Consider the following 18535-nt stretch of genomic DNA (forward strand, 5'->3'; position numbering starts at 1 on the left):
GGCTGAATTATTTTCGCCAATCTTGTAATGCACTTAAACTAAATTTATAGCCATCCATACTCATCACCGTTTGCTCTGGAGCTATTTCTAATACCGTCATTCCCGATAACGTATCACCTTCATATAAAGAGCGATTATTGAGCTTAATCCAACGTTTTTTAGCGTCAGTTGCGTAAATATGCGCTTGATAACTCATCGGTGGGATTTGTTTAGCAATGACATCTGGCAATAACTCAATAGGTTGCACTAGCGAAGACGACTGACTGCCTTGAGTCACTTCATACTCGGTGAGTTTTTCAGTTTGCGCGACCGCTTTGGCAAATGCCGCTTTTAATTCATCAGGGACAGCATTAAGTGCAGCATCTTGCGCTTTTTGAGCGGTTAAATCTAATGGCTTACCCACTACCTTATATTGGCTGTAATCAATTTCATCAGCGGCGCTTGAATCATTTTGAGTTTCAAGCGTGTTTGTTAATTTTGGCTCAGCATCGTTTTTTTCCACAATCGTTTTAGCTTCAATGGCCGGTGCAGCAATGACCGGATTTACAGGGCTAGCTTCAACCTGTGCAGGCGGCAAATTATCCGTATCTTGTGCCAGCTTTAGTGCACCTTGCTCGTATTGATAACTCTGATACCACTTTCCGCTCAAAAACCCCACGATTAAAGCCAAAACAAGTGCCAATACCAAAACAAGGCGCCGATAAAACTTTAGCGACTGCTGCTCTGAGTAATGTAATTGTGCAGCCATGCCAACGTTGGCCGATGCCGCACCACTTTGTTGATTTTCTTGCTTTAATGCATCTAATAAATACGACATAACAACCTTTTAATTAAAAAACATACGATAATGCAAAACCACTCAAAAGCATTGCAACACCAGCAAACCACCACACCCATTTAGCTCCATTGCTTGAAACCTTTTGCTCTGTCACCTGATCGGGCAATACTTCTGCCGCTGCCTTTTTAACAACAGCTTTTGTCACTAACGGATACTGATTGGAATAGGCTCCCATCAGAGCACGATCACATAACAAATTGATTAATCTTGGGATCCCAGCGGTTAATTGATGGATTAACTTAATTGAACCCATTTCAAATAACTGAGTTTGGCCACCCGCTTTAAAAATACGATGCTGAATATAAGCAAACACTTGCGACTCATTTAATGGCAGCAAATGATAACGCGCAGTAATGCGCTGTGCCAATTGCCGTAAGTCATTGCGTTTTAATAGCTGTTGTAATTCTGGTTGGCCCACCAAAATTATTTGCAGCAATTTTTTGGTATTCGTTTCTAAATTCGTTAACAATCGTAACTGCTCAAGTACTGCCGCCGATAGATGCTGCGCTTCATCAATAATAAGTAACGTATGACCACCAGCTTGATGGTTTTTGAGTAAACGACTTTTAATTTTATCAGTCAGGTCTTTCAAACTCGTTTCAGATTTTTTATAGCGAATTTTAAGTTCATCACAAATACTGGCTAGTAGTTCGAGTTCATTCAGCGCTGGGTTTAAAATAAACGCAACTTGTGTTGAATCTGATAATTGCTCCAGCATGCAGCGTGTCACCGTTGTTTTTCCGGTGCCAACTTCTCCCGTTAATAATACAAATCCCCCTGCATCGCCAAGGCCAAATGTTAAATGAGCCAGCGCCTCTTTATGGCGCTCGCTTAAAAACAAATACTCAGGATTGGGCGCTATTGAAAACGGCTTTTCGCTTAATCCAAAATAGCTTAAATACACTTAAACTGTTCCTGTATCACAAAATTCGCCCTTATAATGGCACAAATAAACACCGAGTAAAATCACGAGTCAAAATTACAGCGCGACCTTGCTATGATAAACTGACTTTGTGTGCAATAAGTGAAACTCATCATGCAAATATATTTAGTTGGCGGCGCAGTCAGAGATACATTATTAGGCCGCCCTGTATTAGAACGCGATTTTGTTGTTGTCGGCGCGACCGCAGAACAAATGTTATCTCAGGGATATACTCAAGTAGGCAAAGACTTTCCGGTTTTTTTACACCCAAAAACCAAAGAAGAATATGCCTTAGCCCGTACCGAACGAAAACAAGGCCAAGGCTACACAGGTTTTATTTGTGATTTTAATCCCAATGTCACTCTTGAAGAGGATTTAATTCGCCGCGATTTAACTGTTAATGCCATCGCACAAGCACCTGATGGTCAACTGATTGATCCCTATAATGGGCAAGATGATTTAAACAATCGTATTTTACGTCATGTTAGCGGTGCATTTGCAGAAGATCCGCTGCGTATCTTACGAGTTGCCCGCTTTGCCGCCCGTTATAATTATTTAGGTTTTACCGTAGCACCAGAAACCATCACTTTAATGCAAAATATGGTAACCCAAGGTGAGCTAAAAACCTTAACAGCTGAGCGAGTCTGGATTGAGTGGGAAAAGTCATTAAACGATGGCGCCTTTGCGACATTCTTAAGCGTGCTGCAACAGGTCAATGCACTCAGAGAGCTGTGCCCAAGCTTAGCGCAAGTGTGGAGCACACAAACGGCCTGTGATTTACAACAGCAACATGATTACGCCAAACACCATCAATTAGCAACGCCCGAAATTTTATTTTGCCAAGTTGCACTCCTGTTTAATCAGCCTGACTTGGCTAAACTCAAACTAGATTTAAAACTGCCCAATAGTTTTGTCGAACTCGCGCAATTGAGCATTCGCTTTAACCCTTTATTTATGCAGCCACAACTGTGTGCGAGTGAAATGCTGGCTTGTTTTAATGCACTAGATTTATGGCGACGCCCAGAGCGCCTAACCGCACTATTAGCGGTATTTGAATGTCATTTGGGAGAGAAAAGTAAGCATCAACTCACCCTTGAAAGTGCCGCTAAACAAGCAAGTAGTATTAATGCACAAACGTTTATCAAACAAGGCATTACTGGTGCAGCCATTAAACCCGCAATGGACCAAGCCCGCTTAACAGCCATTGCAGCCGCTTTAGGTTAAGCGCTAAACTTAAAAACTCAGATTGGATACTTGCTTGGCAACTATGTAAACGACCATAAAAACACCAATTAGCTCACAAGAAAGTTAACCTATAAAATACAATAAGTTAACCTAAATATTGAGGGAGGTAAAAGCTTACCTCATGTAATTTTTATAACAATAATGGCTTGACGAGATTACTTTTGGCGGATTAACATCCACAACGTCCCCACAACCACGCCAAGGAATGGCAATGTCGTTATTTAGAAAGGAAGCTATATCACATCAAAGTGAGCGTTTAACCGGCCCAATAACCTTAGCTCAACCCTTATCTATTAAGCTAACGGCGTTAATTTTAGTATCGGTTGCTATTGCAATTATCACTTTTTTATTTACCGCTGAATATTCGCGTAAAGAAACCGTGCGCGGCTTTTTAATGCCCAATAAAGGGATGATTAAAAGCTTTGCTACTCAAGGCGGCACTATCGACAGTCTGCTGGTAAACGAAGGCGACGTCGTTGAAAAAGGCCAAGCCCTAGCAACGTTGATTATTCATCAAAATAACGCCGATGGGTTAAGCTTAAGTAGCAAATTACAAAAGCAGTTAACCTCACAATTAACATTGCTCGATGAAGAAATAACGCAATATCAAACCATTCAAATCAAAGAAAGCCAAAACTTAGCAAGCAAAGCGATAGCGTTAAAGAGTGAACAGGTCGCACTCGAAAACCAGCTAACGCTTGCGAACGAAACGTTATCACTGTTAGTGGCACAACAAAAAGATGCTGAAAAGTTACATAATAATGGTGTTATTTCGAAATTTGAAAAAGAAAACCAACAACAGGTATTGCTTGAAGCCAAGCAAGCAAAACAACCAGATTAAGTTCCTTGGTCGAAGTGCCATGTTCCAGGCCTGTTTACCGATAATAACTTTTAAATTTAGGTATAGCGCTTATGCGCTATACCTTTAACGCGGGAATAAATTTGAAAAAATGAAAAACATTTTATGTAAGGTTTTAATAATATTAATCTACTTGTATTCCATTAGATTATTCGAACTTGGATCTAATTTATATTCATTTCCGTATATTTTTCATGGCTTTGCGATATTATTTGTGATCTTTTTTATAACAGATTTAATACGGATAAAAAAACGAAACGCTTTACTCTCTTCGGTGAGCATTAGCATTATTACCGTATCTATACTTTCAATAAACTTACCACTCGTCACAGGTTATTCTTTTGACAAGAGCGAAACCAAATCAAACTGGCCTACTATCTCTTCAAATGATTATATAATATCCAAACACTTTGATTTTAGTCTTGATAAAGGCGCTATGTATGGTTTTAAAAACGCACAAGGTGACTTGTATAGAAAACGACTGATTGCGGGTCCAAATGACAGGGTGCAAGTCTGCGGTGACCTTGTATATGTGAATGGTTTTACGCGTAATATTACAACTAATTGGAAAGCACAAGAATTAAACACCTATAAAGATTGCAGTAACGGCTCGACTTATAGGCTTAAAGAGGATCAATATTTTTTTGTTGGTGATAATTTTACCAATAGCCACGACTCTAGGCACTATGGACCTGTAAAACGTAAAGATATTGTTGCTCATTCTCTTTATAAGTTTCAATTGAATCAAGATGATTCAATTTCTAAAGAACAAACCAGTTTATCTGTTATTTTTGAGTAATGACTGCAAATGAATAAAATGCCGTTTATTGATAGGTTTACATACTTCGATTTTTATTTACCTTCGAATAGTTTTTATTTACGACTCAAGTGCATCGTCTTAATTTTACTTGCAATCTTAAGCTTAAAGTATTTTAGCATTTACCTATTACCAATTAATTTATGGCTTATTTATATCGGCACTTTAAGTTTTTGGATTTTACATACAAGAAGGTGTAAGTATTTAGGATATTTTTTGTTTCCAGATAAAATAGTTCGTGAGCTTAAATCGTACCGCAAAAATGTCGATATATATGATTATGACAGTATCATGTCCCTAAAAGATGCCAATACAAGATTGGCTGTTATATCAAAAAAGCAGGACTACCATTAAAGTATTGAAATATTATCTAGTCAAAGTACTAACGAACGCTTGATTATTCGCATTACAGCCTGCTTGAGCTAAAAATCTAGCTCAACTGATAATAAAAAAGCTCAACCCCATATAAGGTTGAGCTTTATATTTAAAATATTTTACGCTTAAGCGGCTGTAAAATAGAGGAAGCCAAATAATGCAACGCCCAGCGCTAAACGGTATATCACAAATGGCAGCATCCCCATCCGTTCGATCACTTTCAAAAAGAAATAAATACAAATATAAGCGGAGACAAAGGACAGCACAGAGCCCAGTACAATCGCATTCCAATCAATAAGCTCCTCGCCCGTTGAGAGCTTATAAATATAATAAGAACCCGCCGCTGCAATCACTGGGATAGACATTAAGAATGAAAATCGCGCTGCACTTTGTTTATTTAACCCGAGTAATAAACCAACCGTCATCGTGATGCCTGAGCGAGAGGTACCAGGGAACACCATCGCCACCACTTGTGACAAACCAATTAACAGCGCACTCACCCAATTAAGCTGGTAAACCGACTTTACTTGCTTCCCTTTTGCATCGGCGTACCAAAGCAACAAACCAAACACTATGGTTGTGGTGGCAATGATCCAAGCGTTACGTGAGTAGCTTTCAACAAAGTCTTTAAAAAAGTAGCCGATTATAAGCGCGGGAAGCGTTGCAATAATAATCCACCACCCTAACTTGCTATCATCTGTTTCACCTTGTGCACCAAACGACTTAAACCACGCAGCTAAAATATCCGCCACCTCTTTACGAAAGTAAATGACTACTGCTACAAGCGTACCAACATGCACCGCAACATCAAAGGCTAAGCCTTGGTCTTGCCACCCTAAAATTTGTGAGGGTAAAATCAAGTGGGCCGAACTCGAAATAGGTAAAAACTCGGTTAATCCTTGAATCAGCGCTAAAACAATAATTTCAATAATACTCATACTACTGGTAACTCCACTTTCCATAGTTTTTGTTGTGTTTTATCGTAAGCTTGCCAGATGTCAGCAATGCTTTTTTGCAAAACGGGGTGAATTAAATTAGGTGCCACTTCTACTAACGGCCATAAAACAAAGGCGTTTTTAGTGATTTCATCTCGGGGAATTTGCGCTGGTATTTCACAAATCAAATCATCGTAAAAAAGTAAATCAAGATCGAGCGTGCGAGGGCTAAATTTTTTATCGTTATCTTTGCGGCCGTGCTCGCGCTCAATCTTTTTCAGTAATTGACAAAACTCCCTTAATTCCAAAGTAGTATTACCACCGACTACTGAGTTATAAAAATTTTTACCACTAAAACCAACCGCTTCACTTTCAAAAACAGAAGAAAAAGTTAGTTCGGTTAAATGCAAAGCAAGTACTGTATTTGCAGCTTGAATATAATGCGCTTTATTGATATTTGAACCGAGACTAATAAAAACCTGCGCCATTTATGCATGCCTAATACGAGTGATTTCAACACCCACAGTTTTTGCCGCAGCAACCGCAGCAGGTTTACTCACTCGAATCATTACTTGTTGTACATTAAATTCAGTTAAAATAATGCTTGCTAGTTGCTCAACTAAAGTTTCAAGTAACTCCACAGGTTTGGCGGTGGTATGGGCAATAATTCGCTCGCTCACCACAGCGTAATCCACCGCATCATTAATATTGTCAGACTGCGCAGCTGCTCGAATATCAGTGAGCATTTCGACATCAAAAAATAAATCTTGTTTACTTTCTTTTTCAAAATCATAAACACCAATAATAGTGTTTACTTGCAATTGCGATATAAATACTTTATCCATAGTAACAATGCTCTAAATTAAAGGCTGGTCGGATACCCACAAGGATGAAAAAACAGTACCCTTCTACCAGAATAATATCAGCGGCAGATGATAGCCCAATTTTGCTGATTAAAAAATAAGGATCACAGTGTTAACAGGTGTAATGCTCATTTTTGCCTATTTGTTTGGCTCAATATCTTCTGCGGTATTGATTTGTCGCGTCTTTCGTATCCCGGATCCGCGTGAATTTGGTTCAAAAAATCCAGGTGCGACAAATGTTCTGCGCCTAGGCGGTAAAATCCCCGCTATTTTGGTGCTGTGTTTTGATATTTTAAAAGGGACTATTCCGGTTTGGGGCGCTTACTTTTTAAAGATTGACCCGCTAATGCTGGGTTTAATTGGTGTAGCAGCCTGTTTAGGTCACATTTATCCTATCTTTTTTCATTTTAAAGGCGGTAAAGCGGTCGCAACAGCGTTTGGTACCTTACTCCCTATCGGCTTATCACTTGCGGGATTACTTATCGCAACGTGGATTGCGATTGTCTGGTTAACACGTTACTCATCTCTTGCTGCACTTATTACCGTTGGCTTGGCACCACTTTATACATGGTTGATCAAACCACTTTACACGCTGCCTGTAAGCATGTTGGCGCTACTCATCATATTTCGTCACAGCGCCAATATTGTTAGGCTCATCAAAGGTACAGAACCAAAAGTAGGACAGAAAAAAAGCCAATAAATTGGCTTTTTAAATTCATTTATTATTTGGCTTATTTAAGTGGTGGCAATTCTTCAATCGACCAACGTGGCCTTACTTTACTATCTAAGTCAGCATATTGTTTAGCTTTTAAGCGTTGCATACCCGCATACGCAATCATCGCACCATTATCGGTGCAAAACTCAGTTCTTGGATAAAAAACCTCGCCCTGCATCCCTTGCATGATTTTGGCAAACTGCTCACGCAAATAACAATTAGCGCTCACGCCTCCGGCTATCACCAAACGTTTAATACCCGTTTCTTTTAAGGCGCGCTTGCATTTGATGGCCAGTGTATCAATCACTGCAGTTTGAAATGCATGCGCAATATCGGCTTTAGTTTGTAAATCATCACCTTCAGAGCGAATTGTATTAGCCGCAAACGTTTTTAAACCACTAAAACTAAAATCAAGCCCAGGTCTATCTGTCATTGGTCTTGGAAAAATAAACCGTTTTGGTGTGCCTTGTTCGGCTAATTTAGCCAATAGTGGGCCACCTGGATAATCGAGGCCAAGTAACTTAGCTGTTTTATCAAACGCTTCACCTGCGGCATCATCTATCGATTCACCCAATATTTGATACTCACCAATACCGGCCACTTTTACTAATAAGGTATGGCCACCTGATACAAGCAAAGCAACAAATGGAAATTCAGGACGAGGTTCATCAAGCATTGGCGCCAATAGATGACCTTCCATATGATGCACTGCAACAGCTGGAATTTTCCAACCGAATGACAGGGCTCGTGCAATCGATGAGCCAACCAGCAGAGCTCCCACTAAGCCGGGACCTGCCGTATAAGCAATGCCATCTAAATCCTCTGGTGTACAGTTAGCTTCTTTTAAAGCGGCAGTAATCAACGGGAGAGTTTTACGAACATGATCCCGCGACGCTAATTCAGGCACCACACCGCCATAATCAGCATGCAATTTAACTTGACTGTATAATTGATGTGCAAGTAAGCCTTTTTCATCGTCATAAATGGCAATTCCCGTTTCATCACAAGACGACTCAATACCTAAAATACGCATTTGTTACACTCCAAATATGCCAAATTAATCGTGGCAACCAGATTTATATGATATCTTACGCCATTAACCGTAAAACTGAGCCGGCAATTTTACTGACTTGTCAGAATTTTACTAGCTTTGTAATAATTATTCTTTACATCGCGTCGCGCTTCGTTTTACAATGCCGCACCATTTTTGTACTAGACGGCCAATTTTTGGTCATATGAGTCAAACTCATTTTAGTTAGTAGGTGATTTTTTAATGCCAGTAATCAAAGTAAGAGAAAACGAACCGTTTGACGTGGCTTTACGTCGTTTCAAGCGTTCATGTGAAAAAGCAGGTATCCTTTCTGACGTTCGTAGCCGCGAATTTTATGAAAAGCCTACAGCAGAGCGTAAACGTAAGAAAGCAGCGGCAGTAAAACGCCACATGAAAAAGCTTTCTCGCGAAAACGCACGTCGCGTTAAACTTTACTAATACCTTACCAGGTCTTGTATAGATGAGTCTTCTGACAAAATTAACAGACGCACAAAAAGATGCAATGCGTGCTAAGGATAAAGTGAGCCTTGGTGCAATTCGTATGGCATTAGCTGAAATCAAGCAACGCGAGATTGATGGCCAAATTACTTTAGATGAAGCTGCAATAACTTCAGTCTTAGTAAAATTGGTTAAGCAACGTCGCGATTCAATCGACCAATTTGAAAAAGCGGGTCGAGATGATTTGGCACAAACTGAAGCAAGTGAAATCAGTGTACTTGAAAGCTTTTTACCAAAGCCTTTAAGTGAGGAAGAAATTCTTCAGCTAATTGACCAAGCAATTTCAGATTGCGGTGCGACTAACATGCAAGACATGGGTAAAGTAATGGGCTTAATCAAAAGCCAAGCCGAAGGTAAAGCCGATATCGGTAAAATCTCTGGCTTAATCAAGCAACGATTAAATGCCTAAATAAAGTAGCGACCTGTTACTGAACCGAGCCTTGTGCTCGGTTTCTTCGTTTTAGAGCGGCTAGATCCTAATTCAGATTTCCGTTATCCTTGCCTTCAACTTTATTAGACTGATACTTCATACATGGCCGGAAAAATTCCACGCAGCTTTATCGACGATTTATTAGCCCGAACAGATATTATTGATCTAATAGACAACAAAATTGGTTTAAAAAAAACAGGTAAAGATTATCAAGCCTGCTGCCCTTTCCATAACGAAAAAAGCCCTTCATTTACCGTATCACAAGATAAACAGTTTTATCACTGCTTTGGCTGCGGCGCTCATGGAAATGCGATTTCGTTTATCATGGAATATGAAAAGTTAGAGTTTGTTGATGCCATTGAAGAACTTGCTGCAAATTTGCATTTAGAAGTGCCAAGAGAACAAACTGCAGGCCAATCAAGTGCACCGCAAGTCAGCGCAGAACAAAAACGCTCCGATTACGATTTAATGCTGCAAGCGAGCAATTTTTACCAACATCAACTTAAGCATCATCAAAACTCAGCTGATGTGATCAGCTATTTAAAAGGCCGTGGTTTATCTGGCCAAACAGTTAAAAAATACATGATCGGTTACGCTCCAACAGAGTGGGATGGCTTATGTAAACAACTCGCTCGCACCAAAGATCAAAAACAACAACTAACCGATTTAAAACTTGCCAGTGAAAAAACACCCGGTCGTCAATTTGATTTTTTCCGCGATCGGCTGATGTTTCCCATCCGTGATAAACGGGGTCGAGTTATAGCGTTTGGTGGGCGAGTATTACAAGGTGATAACGGGCCAAAATATTTAAACTCGCCAGAAACGCGTATTTTCCATAAAGGGTTTGAGCTTTACGGCCTTTACGAAGCAAAACAAGCCTTTAAAAAACTCACCCAAATTATGGTCGTTGAAGGCTATATGGATGTCGTTGCACTTTCAGAGCAAGGCATTGAATATGCTGTTGCAGCACTTGGGACAGCAACCACTAGTGAGCATATGCAAACTCTTTTTCGAGCAACCGACAAAGTAATTTGTTGTTACGATGGCGATAGAGCAGGTAAAGATGCCGCTTGGCGAGCACTTGAAAATGCCCTGCCGTACCTCAATAATGGCAAAGCTTTGTTATTTGTTTTTTTACCCGATGGTGAAGATCCTGACTCTTTGGTACAAAAAGAAGGCAAAGCGCTGTTTGAACAAAGGTTAGAGCAAGCATCAGACTTTACTAAAGTGTTGTTTGAGCGACTGTCACTTGAACTGGACATCACAACTGATGCAGGCAAAGCAAAGTTAATGAGTTTAGCCTTGCCGATGATTGAAAAAGTACCAAGTGATTTTTACCAAGAAAATTTACTCGAAAAACTAGCTCGTTTGATTGGGCGCACCCGAGAGCAGCTGAACCAAAAAATAAAAAATCCGCGTCAGCAGCAATCACTTAAAAGTAAATTTAAAATGACCCCAATGCGGATTGCCATTGGTTTGTTGCTACAACATCCACAGTTAGCAAACAGTATTCCCTACGCGCCTGAGCTTGTTGAACTTAATTTACCGGGTTTGGCTCTATTTAAACAACTTCAAGCACTGTGCCTGAAACATAATCAAATTAATACAGGTCAAATTTTAGAGCTTTACCGAGAATCATCTGATTTTAAAGCACTTTCAATGCTCGCTGGCTGGCAACATCAAATAGATGAAGGCCAACTTGAAGAGTATTTTAAAAACACATTTAAATTTATTGAAGATCAGTGTTTAAATCATCGCCTCGAGACCCTATTAATAAAAGACAAGACCCAAGGATTGAATAAAGATGAACGCCTCGAGTATTCATTATTAACCCAAGCCCTCAAGGGCTCGTAAAGATAACGGCGACAAGTGAGCTAGCCAGAAAAAATACTTCGTGTTATAATGCTCTATTCACCGCGTCGCATTTGAACTAATTTCCGAGCTGACGCCTGCAGTGTCAACTTTTCAAAGTGGAAGAGAATATCTCTATGGAGCAAACTCCTCAGTCACAACTAAAACTCCTGATTCAAAAAGGTAAAGAGCAAGGCTATTTGACGTTCGCAGAAGTGAACGATCACCTTCCACAGGATATAATCGATTCCGATCAGGTTGAAGATATCATTAGCATGATCAATGACATGGGTATTCAGGTTTGTGAAAGCGCACCTGATGCTGATGAATTGATGATGCAGGAAACAACAACAGATGAAGATGCTGCAGAAGCTGCTGCCGCTGCACTTGCAACTGTTGATAAAGAAATTGGTCGTACGACTGATCCAGTACGCATGTACATGCGAGAAATGGGAACGGTTGAGCTTTTAACACGTGAAGGCGAAATCCAAATCGCTAAACGGATTGAAGAAGGCATCAATCAAGTACAAATTTCTGTTGCTGAATACCCAGAAGCAATTACCTATTTACTTGAGCAATGGGATAAATATGAAGCTGAAGAGATCCGCTTAAGCGATATCATTTCTGGCTTTTTTGATTCTGATGAAGAACAATTTCCAATTGCAGCAACACACATCGGCTCAGATTTAAACGATGAGCAACTAAAAGATGAAGACGTCGACTTAGATGACGATGATGATGACGACTCAAATGAAGAAGAAGTTGATTTAGGTCCAGACCCTGAGCTTGCTCGCGAAAACTTTGAAAAATTACGTGATCTTTACAATAAAGCGCGTCTTATTTTTGAAGAGAAAGGTCGCTCTCACCCAGATGCGAAAGAAGCGATTACTGAAATCGGCGAATTATTCCGCACGTTTAAATTAATGCCTAAACAGTTTGACCGCATGGTAAATAACATGCGCGACATGATGGATAGAGTTCGTGTACAAGAACGTCTGATCATGAAACAAGCATGTCAAATTGCTAAGTTACCTAAAAAAACCTTTATTAAGCATTTTGCCAATAATGAAAGTAATGGTGAGTGGCTAGATATTGAAATCAATGCTGGTGAAAAGTATTCAGATAAACTTGCTGAATGTCGCCCTGAAATAGAGCGTAGCTTAAACAAACTACGTAATATGGAACAAACCACAGGTTTGAGCGTTGAGCGCATTAAAGATATCAACCGTCGTATGAGCATTGGTGAAGCAAAAGCCCGCCGTGCGAAAAAAGAAATGGTTGAAGCTAACTTACGTCTAGTAATTTCAATCGCCAAAAAATATACCAACCGAGGCTTACAATTCTTGGATCTTATTCAAGAAGGTAACATTGGTTTGATGAAAGCGGTTGATAAATTTGAATATCGTCGTGGTTATAAGTTTTCAACTTATGCTACGTGGTGGATCCGCCAAGCAATTACTCGTTCAATTGCCGACCAAGCACGTACAATCCGTATCCCAGTTCATATGATTGAAACAATCAATAAACTGAATCGCATTTCGCGCCAAATGTTGCAAGAAATGGGTCGTGAGCCAAACCCTGAAGAATTAGCTGAGCGAATGATGATGCCTGAGGATAAAATCCGTAAGGTATTAAAAATCGCTAAAGAGCCTATTTCAATGGAAACGCCAATTGGTGATGATGAAGATTCACATCTTGGTGATTTTATTGAAGATAGCACCATTGAATCACCAATTGATTCTGCAACAATGGAAAGCTTAAAAGGCGCGACTCACGAAGTTTTAGCGGGTTTAACGGCGCGCGAAGCTAAAGTATTACGTATGCGTTTTGGTATCGATATGAATACCGACCACACGTTAGAAGAAGTAGGTAAACAATTTGATGTAACACGTGAACGTATTCGTCAAATTGAAGCCAAAGCGTTACGTAAATTACGTCACCCTTCTCGCTCAGACTTATTAAAAAGCTTCTTAGATTTTAAATAACTAAACCGTTATTGTATAAATAAAAGGCCGCATTGCGGCCTTTTTAAATTTTAACCTTTAAAAGGTCACTCTCATGGCTTGGATCCAAATTCGCATCAATGCAACCAAACAAAATGCTGATCAAATTAGCGACTACCTAATGGACTGTGGCAGCGCCTCAGTGACATTTTTAGATACCAATAATACGCCAATCTATGAGCCGCCAATTGGTGAAGTTATCTTATGGGCAGATACCACTGTTATCGGTTTATTTGATGCCTCAGAAGATATGCAAGCCGTAGTTGACTACTTAAGTGAGCAACCAGAACTGGTTCAAACTTTCGATTATAAGATTGAGCAACTTGAGGATAAAGATTGGGAACGTGAATGGATGGATAACTTCCACCCAATTAAATTTGGTGAGCGTTTATGGATTTGTCCTAGTTGGCGAGAAATCCCAGATCCAACAGCTGTTAATGTACTGCTCGACCCAGGCCTTGCATTTGGCACTGGCACTCATGCAACCACAGCACTTTGTCTTGAGTGGTTAGAAAGCTTAGATTTAACTGGCAAAACCGTGGTTGATTTTGGTTGCGGCTCTGGCATTTTAGGTATTGCAGCTATCAAACTAGGTGCTGCTCGCGTCATTGGTATTGATATTGATCCTCAGGCATTAGAAGCAAGCTTAGATAATGCCCAGCGTAATGGTGTCGCTCATCAACTTGAAGTATATCTACCACAAGATCAACCTGAGTTTATGGCCGATGTGATGGTTGCTAACATTTTAGCCGCACCACTTCGCGAACTTCACAGTGTTATTTTAGGTTTATTAAAGCCACAAGGTGCATTTGCGTTATCAGGCATCTTGGTTGAGCAAGCTGATTCTGTTGCAAATGTGTATCAAGAATATTGCCAACTTGATGCAATTGCAGAACAAGGAGAATGGGTTCGCGTCTCAGGTATAAAGAATTAATTAAAAGTTGCAGTGCCTTGCAAGTCGCACTCAGCGCGGCTTGCACTTCCACGCTGTACTTTTTTTGTACAAAATGAAAAATCTGTCAACCGGTTAGGAAAAGTCAAGTCAAAAAGTTCAAAAAAAAACACTTTTGTTCAATTTATAGCCTTTGATTTTTGCGAAAAAAACCGTAAACTTAGCGCCCCTTAAATAGAGGCCTAGTAACGCTGTGCAGATCGGTCAGTACAAATTAGAGAACAACGTAATTGTCGCGCCAATGGCTGGCATTACAGACAGACCATTTAGACAGTTATGCCGTCGCTTAGGTGCTGGTTTAGCCGTTTCAGAAATGCTGTCATCTAATCCTGATGTTTGGAAAACCGAAAAATCGATGAACAGAATGGATCATTCTGGTGAGTCGGGAATTCGAGCGGTTCAAATTGCAGGTGCAGATCCGGAGCTCATGGCACAGGCAGCTCAATTTAATGTGGCAAATGGTGCCCAGATTGTTGATATCAACATGGGGTGCCCAGCTAAGAAAGTGAATAAAAAACTTGCAGGTTCAGCACTATTACAATATCCGGATTTAGTAGAGGAAATTATCAAAGCTGTCGTTTCAGCGGTCGATGTTCCTGTTACGTTAAAAATCCGAACAGGTTGGGATACCGATAATCGTAACGGTGTTGAAATTGCAAAGATAGCTGAACGTAATGGCATTGCATCACTTGCTGTTCATGGACGCACTAAAGCGTGTATGTACAAAGGTGAAGCGGAATACCAAACCATTAGGGATATAAAACGTTCAGTGTCTATACCGATTGTTGCCAATGGCGATATTACATCACCAGAGAAAGCAAAACAGGTTTTAGACTACACGGGCGCAGATGCCATCATGATTGGAAGAGCAGCACAAGGTCGCCCTTGGATATTTAGGGAAACCGCACACTACTTACAAACTGGCGAATTACTCCCTACTCCTGATATAGCAGAAGTAAGAAGTATTTTGATGGAACACATTAATCATCTTTTTGAGTTCTATGGGTCGGTAATGGGTGTACGCATTGCTCGAAAACATGTGTCATGGTATTTGCAAGCTCATGATAATGAAGGACAGTTTAGGCGAGTATTTAACGCGTTAGAAACAAATAACCAGCAAGTTTCTGCGTTAGAAAAATACTTTGAAACACTAGCAGCAAATTAAGAAAGAGAAAGAATACAATGTTCGAGCAAAATGTGACTTCTCCATTTATCACAAACCCACATGTTCAGTCACACGAAAAACCGCAACCATTACGCGATGCAGTTAAAAAAGCTGTTCATCATTATTTGAAACAGCTTAATGGCCAAGACGTGCAAGACGTATATGACCTTGTTCTTTCTGAGCTTGAGGCGCCATTACTTGAAGAAGTAATGACCTATACTCGCGGTAACCAAACTCGCGCAGCTATATTATTAGGCATTAACCGTGGCACACTTCGCAAGAAGTTAAAAAAATACGGTATGAACTAATCACCACGCAGCTTAGGCTGCATAAAAAGCACCCTCGGGTGCTTTTTTGTTATAGTTAAAATGTTTCAAAAAAGTCCAGCGCTACTGGTACAACTGTTAATAAGTTATAAGATAACTTTTTTTTGCTAACTCTATAATTTGAGGTAATCAAAACTACAATGGATACACTTCGTCCTATTCGCCGCGCCCTACTGAGCGTGTCTGACAAAACTGGTATTGTTGAATTCGCTCGCGCCCTAGCTGCTAAAGGTGTTGATATTTTATCTACTGGTGGAACGTGTAAACTCTTAGCCGACAATGGCATCCAAGTTACAGAAGTGTCAGATTATACTGGTCACCCTGAAATTATGGACGGTCGTGTTAAAACCCTTCACCCAAAAATTCATGGTGGCATTTTAGCCCGCCGTGGTACTGATGAAGCGGTTATGGCTCAAAACAACATTTCTGAAATCGATATGGTTGTAGTTAACCTTTACCCATTTGCGGCAACGGTTGCCAAAGAAGGATGTAGTTTAGAAGATGCGATTGAAAACATCGACATCGGTGGCCCAACAATGGTACGTGCTGCAGCTAAAAATAATAAAGATGTCACCATTATTGTTAATGCGGATGATTATAGTCGCGTTATTGCTGAAATGGATGCAAACAATGGCGCTACAACCTATCAAACTCGTTTTGATTTAGCGATTGCCGCTTTTGAGCACACCGCACAATACGATGGCATGATTGCGAACTATTTTGGAACTAAAGTACCTGATTACAGCGAAAATGCAGCTGAGCATCCAGATTCAGCTTTCCCTCGCACTATTAACTTCCAGTTTAAGAAAAAACAAGACATGCGTTATGGTGAAAATTCACACCAAAATGCAGCATTTTATGTTGAAAATGACATCGTCGAAGCGTCAGTTGCAACAGCCAAACAATTACAAGGCAAAGCCCTTTCTTATAACAACATTGCTGATACCGATGCAGCCCTAGAGTGTGTTAAAGAATTTGTTGAGCCAGCTTGTGTTATCGTTAAACATGCAAACCCGTGTGGTGTGTCTGTTGGCGCAAACATTTTAGCAGCTTACGAGCGCGCCTTTAAAACGGATCCAACATCGGCTTTTGGTGGCATCATTGCGTTTAACCAAGAGTTAGATGCAGACACTGCAGAAGCGATTGTATCGCGCCAATTTGTTGAAGTAATTATTGCGCCAAGCGTGTCTGAAGAAGCGGCTCAAATAGTTGCGGCTAAACAAAATGTACGTTTATTAGAATGTGGTCAATGGTCAGCAAAAACATCTGGCCTTGATATTAAACGCGTTAATGGTGGCATTTTAGTACAAGACCGCGATTTAGGCATGGTGACACAAGGCGACCTTAAAGTTGTCTCAAAACGCCAACCAACAGAACAAGAATTAAACGATTTGATGTTCAGCTGGAAAGTTGCAAAATTTGTTAAATCTAATGCGATTATTTATGCTCGTGACGGCATGACAATTGGTGTCGGTGCAGGTCAAATGAGCCGTGTTTACTCTGCTAAAATTGCAGGCATTAAAGCGGCTGACGAAAACCTTGAAGTAAAAGGTTCAGTAATGGCTTCTGATGCATTTTTCCCATTTAGAGATGGTATTGATGCAGCTGCCAATGCAGGCATAACAGCCGTAATTCAACCAGGTGGTTCGATGCGTGATGACGAAGTTATTGCCGCAGCAGACGAGCATGGTATGGCAATGGTCTTTACTGGCATGCGTCACTTTCGCCACTAAAAAACCATAAAATATAAAGCAGCTCAGGCTGCTTTATATTTATCAGCTCAAAATTCATAGCCAGTATTTTTTTTTCTGTTATTTTGTTAGCTCTAAAATGATAACAAAAGGGAATGAAGATGACGTTACGATTCAATAGCCTACTCATCGGTGCCGCCACTCTAGCGCTTAGCGCGTGTACCAGCAGCAACATGACTGAGTTACTAAGCCAAACGAGCCAATCATCACTACGTAGTAGCGAAAACATTGCGCGCGACCAATACCGCCACCCCATTGAAACGCTCACATTTTTTGGTTTGCAACCCAATATGAACGTCGTTGAAATATGGCCAGGAAATGGTTGGTATACCGAGCTACTCGCTCCAGCACTTCGCAACGAGGGTACCTACTACGCCGCGCACTTCCCTGCGGACTCTGAGGTAAAATATTACCAAAGAGCAGTAAATAACTTTAACGAAAAACTAAGCAGTAACAATGCATTTAGCGATGTAGTGGTAACTGAGTTTTATCCAGGCACTCATCATGCTATCGCACCTGCCAATAGTGTCGATATGGTGCTAACCTTTCGTAACTTACACAATTGGTATATCCAACATGACTTAGAAGGTGTCGATAATGCCTTTGCCGCTTTTTATAGTGCTTTAAAGCCTGGTGGCATTTTAGGGGTTGTTGATCATCGCTTACCTGAGAACCGTGATGAGAGAAAAGCAAAACGCTCAGGTTATGTAAAAGAAAGTTGGGTAATTGCTTTAGCCCAAAAAGCAGGCTTTGAATTCGTCGCAAAAAGTGAGATTAATGCCAATCCGCTTGATACTGCAGATCATGAAAAAGGGGTGTGGACACTTCCACCTCGCCTCGCCCTTGGTGAGCAAGATACTGAAAAATATCGCACCATTGGTGAAAGTGATCGCATGACACTTAAATTTAGAAAACCAGACAATAAATAGGGATCTCCTT

The 18535-nt window shown here is 40.4% G+C and carries 19 protein-coding genes; 13 read left to right on the forward strand and 6 right to left on the reverse strand.

Features of this window, described 5'->3' with window-relative positions:
• Positions 1-7: 7 nt before the first annotated feature.
• Together PTUN_RS14525 and PTUN_RS14530 are read right to left on the reverse strand one after the other, a co-directional pair.
• Positions 8-817, reverse strand: a complete 810-nt coding sequence (locus PTUN_RS14525; RefSeq protein ID WP_009837697.1) for a general secretion pathway protein GspB — start codon at positions 815-817, stop codon at positions 8-10.
• Positions 818-830: 13 nt separating this feature from the next.
• Positions 831-1742, reverse strand: coding sequence for an ExeA family protein (locus PTUN_RS14530; RefSeq protein WP_009837698.1), 912 nt, complete (start codon positions 1740-1742; stop codon positions 831-833).
• 132 nt (positions 1743-1874) lie between these two features.
• On the opposite strand from PTUN_RS14530, the gene PTUN_RS14535 reads away from it, so the two are divergent.
• The 3 genes from PTUN_RS14535 (at position 1875) to lepB (ending at position 4663) form a co-directional block, all read left to right on the forward strand.
• The gene (locus tag PTUN_RS14535; RefSeq protein WP_009837699.1) at positions 1875-2984 is read left to right on the forward strand and encodes a tRNA nucleotidyltransferase; all 1110 of its coding nucleotides are present in this window, start codon (positions 1875-1877) and stop codon (positions 2982-2984) included.
• Between the two features lie 232 nt (positions 2985-3216).
• On the forward strand, positions 3217-3846 hold the full coding sequence (locus PTUN_RS14540) for an HlyD family secretion protein (protein WP_050760017.1): 630 nt from the start codon (positions 3217-3219) through the stop codon (positions 3844-3846).
• Between the two features lie 109 nt (positions 3847-3955).
• On the forward strand, positions 3956-4663 hold the full coding sequence (gene lepB, locus PTUN_RS14545) for a signal peptidase I (protein WP_083781256.1): 708 nt from the start codon (positions 3956-3958) through the stop codon (positions 4661-4663).
• A gap of 518 nt (positions 4664-5181) precedes the next feature.
• On the opposite strand, the gene PTUN_RS14550 is transcribed toward lepB, so the two are convergent.
• The 3 genes from PTUN_RS14550 to folB are packed head-to-tail and all read right to left on the reverse strand — an operon-like array spanning position 5182 to position 6836.
• Positions 5182-5994, reverse strand: a complete 813-nt coding sequence (locus PTUN_RS14550; protein WP_009837702.1) for an undecaprenyl-diphosphate phosphatase — start codon at positions 5992-5994, stop codon at positions 5182-5184.
• A complete protein-coding gene (gene folK / locus PTUN_RS14555) occupies positions 5991-6479 on the reverse strand; it encodes a 2-amino-4-hydroxy-6-hydroxymethyldihydropteridine diphosphokinase (RefSeq protein ID WP_009837703.1) in 489 nt (162 codons plus the stop codon). Before folK ends, PTUN_RS14550 begins: the two co-directional genes overlap by 4 nt.
• Complete coding sequence (gene folB / locus PTUN_RS14560) at positions 6480-6836, reverse strand: dihydroneopterin aldolase (RefSeq protein WP_009837704.1); 357 nt, start codon at positions 6834-6836, stop codon at positions 6480-6482. It abuts the gene before it with no gap.
• 127 nt (positions 6837-6963) lie between these two features.
• Between folB and plsY the strand changes: the two genes are divergently transcribed.
• A complete protein-coding gene (gene plsY / locus PTUN_RS14565) occupies positions 6964-7554 on the forward strand; it encodes a glycerol-3-phosphate 1-O-acyltransferase PlsY (RefSeq protein WP_009837705.1) in 591 nt (196 codons plus the stop codon).
• Between the two features lie 31 nt (positions 7555-7585).
• Here the strand turns inward: plsY and tsaD are convergent, their stop codons facing one another.
• A complete protein-coding gene (tsaD, locus tag PTUN_RS14570) occupies positions 7586-8602 on the reverse strand; it encodes a tRNA (adenosine(37)-N6)-threonylcarbamoyltransferase complex transferase subunit TsaD (protein ID WP_009837706.1) in 1017 nt (338 codons plus the stop codon).
• Positions 8603-8842: 240 nt separating this feature from the next.
• Here tsaD and rpsU point away from each other — a divergent pair, with 240 nt between their 5' ends.
• The 9 genes from rpsU (at position 8843) to PTUN_RS14615 (ending at position 18525) form a co-directional block, all read left to right on the forward strand.
• Positions 8843-9058: a 30S ribosomal protein S21 gene (rpsU, locus tag PTUN_RS14575; protein ID WP_009837707.1), complete on the forward strand. Its 216-nt coding sequence runs from the start codon at positions 8843-8845 to the stop codon at positions 9056-9058.
• 22 nt (positions 9059-9080) lie between these two features.
• Positions 9081-9527 (forward strand): GatB/YqeY domain-containing protein, encoded by a 447-nt coding sequence (locus PTUN_RS14580; protein ID WP_009837708.1) that lies wholly within the window; start codon positions 9081-9083, stop codon positions 9525-9527.
• 123 nt (positions 9528-9650) lie between these two features.
• A complete protein-coding gene (gene dnaG, locus PTUN_RS14585) occupies positions 9651-11402 on the forward strand; it encodes a DNA primase (RefSeq protein WP_009837709.1) in 1752 nt (583 codons plus the stop codon).
• A 134-nt stretch (positions 11403-11536) separates the two neighbouring features.
• On the forward strand, positions 11537-13384 hold the full coding sequence (rpoD, locus tag PTUN_RS14590; RefSeq protein ID WP_009837710.1) for an RNA polymerase sigma factor RpoD: 1848 nt from the start codon (positions 11537-11539) through the stop codon (positions 13382-13384).
• A 73-nt stretch (positions 13385-13457) separates the two neighbouring features.
• A complete protein-coding gene (prmA, locus tag PTUN_RS14595) occupies positions 13458-14336 on the forward strand; it encodes a 50S ribosomal protein L11 methyltransferase (RefSeq protein ID WP_009837711.1) in 879 nt (292 codons plus the stop codon).
• Positions 14337-14547: 211 nt separating this feature from the next.
• Positions 14548-15519 carry a tRNA dihydrouridine synthase DusB gene (gene dusB, locus PTUN_RS14600; RefSeq protein WP_009837713.1) on the forward strand — a complete coding sequence of 324 codons (972 nt, stop codon included), beginning with the start codon at positions 14548-14550 and terminating at the stop codon, positions 15517-15519.
• A gap of 17 nt (positions 15520-15536) precedes the next feature.
• Entirely contained in the window at positions 15537-15827 is a 291-nt protein-coding gene (fis, locus tag PTUN_RS14605; RefSeq protein ID WP_002957804.1) for a DNA-binding transcriptional regulator Fis, read from the forward strand.
• Positions 15828-15985: 158 nt separating this feature from the next.
• Positions 15986-17578: a bifunctional phosphoribosylaminoimidazolecarboxamide formyltransferase/IMP cyclohydrolase gene (gene purH / locus PTUN_RS14610; RefSeq protein ID WP_009837714.1), complete on the forward strand. Its 1593-nt coding sequence runs from the start codon at positions 15986-15988 to the stop codon at positions 17576-17578.
• A 119-nt stretch (positions 17579-17697) separates the two neighbouring features.
• A complete protein-coding gene (locus PTUN_RS14615) occupies positions 17698-18525 on the forward strand; it encodes a class I SAM-dependent methyltransferase (protein WP_009837715.1) in 828 nt (275 codons plus the stop codon).
• Positions 18526-18535: the final 10 nt, after the last annotated feature.

The organism is Pseudoalteromonas tunicata (genome assembly GCF_002310815.1).
Taxonomy (GTDB): Bacteria; Pseudomonadota; Gammaproteobacteria; order Enterobacterales; family Alteromonadaceae; genus Pseudoalteromonas; species Pseudoalteromonas tunicata.

Bases quoted from the DNA above. Each gene is read 5' to 3' on its own strand.
- PTUN_RS14540 (WP_050760017.1), top strand. From the start codon at position 3,217: ATGTCGTTATTTAGAAAGGAAGCTATATCACATCAAAGTGAGCGTTTA.
- PTUN_RS14535 (WP_009837699.1), top strand. From the start codon at position 1,875: ATGCAAATATATTTAGTTGGCGGCGCAGTCAGAGATACATTATTAGGC.
- PTUN_RS14525 (WP_009837697.1), bottom strand. From the start codon at position 817: ATGTCGTATTTATTAGATGCATTAAAGCAAGAAAATCAACAAAGTGGT.
- PTUN_RS14550 (WP_009837702.1), bottom strand. From the start codon at position 5,994: ATGAGTATTATTGAAATTATTGTTTTAGCGCTGATTCAAGGATTAACC.
- PTUN_RS14615 (WP_009837715.1), top strand. From the start codon at position 17,698: ATGACGTTACGATTCAATAGCCTACTCATCGGTGCCGCCACTCTAGCG.
- rpoD (WP_009837710.1), top strand. From the start codon at position 11,537: ATGGAGCAAACTCCTCAGTCACAACTAAAACTCCTGATTCAAAAAGGT.
- rpsU (WP_009837707.1), top strand. From the start codon at position 8,843: ATGCCAGTAATCAAAGTAAGAGAAAACGAACCGTTTGACGTGGCTTTA.
- fis (WP_002957804.1), top strand. From the start codon at position 15,537: ATGTTCGAGCAAAATGTGACTTCTCCATTTATCACAAACCCACATGTT.
- lepB (WP_083781256.1), top strand. From the start codon at position 3,956: ATGAAAAACATTTTATGTAAGGTTTTAATAATATTAATCTACTTGTAT.
- folK (WP_009837703.1), bottom strand. From the start codon at position 6,479: ATGGCGCAGGTTTTTATTAGTCTCGGTTCAAATATCAATAAAGCGCAT.
- prmA (WP_009837711.1), top strand. From the start codon at position 13,458: ATGGCTTGGATCCAAATTCGCATCAATGCAACCAAACAAAATGCTGAT.
- PTUN_RS14580 (WP_009837708.1), top strand. From the start codon at position 9,081: ATGAGTCTTCTGACAAAATTAACAGACGCACAAAAAGATGCAATGCGT.
- folB (WP_009837704.1), bottom strand. From the start codon at position 6,836: ATGGATAAAGTATTTATATCGCAATTGCAAGTAAACACTATTATTGGT.
- dnaG (WP_009837709.1), top strand. From the start codon at position 9,651: ATGGCCGGAAAAATTCCACGCAGCTTTATCGACGATTTATTAGCCCGA.
- purH (WP_009837714.1), top strand. From the start codon at position 15,986: ATGGATACACTTCGTCCTATTCGCCGCGCCCTACTGAGCGTGTCTGAC.
- tsaD (WP_009837706.1), bottom strand. From the start codon at position 8,602: ATGCGTATTTTAGGTATTGAGTCGTCTTGTGATGAAACGGGAATTGCC.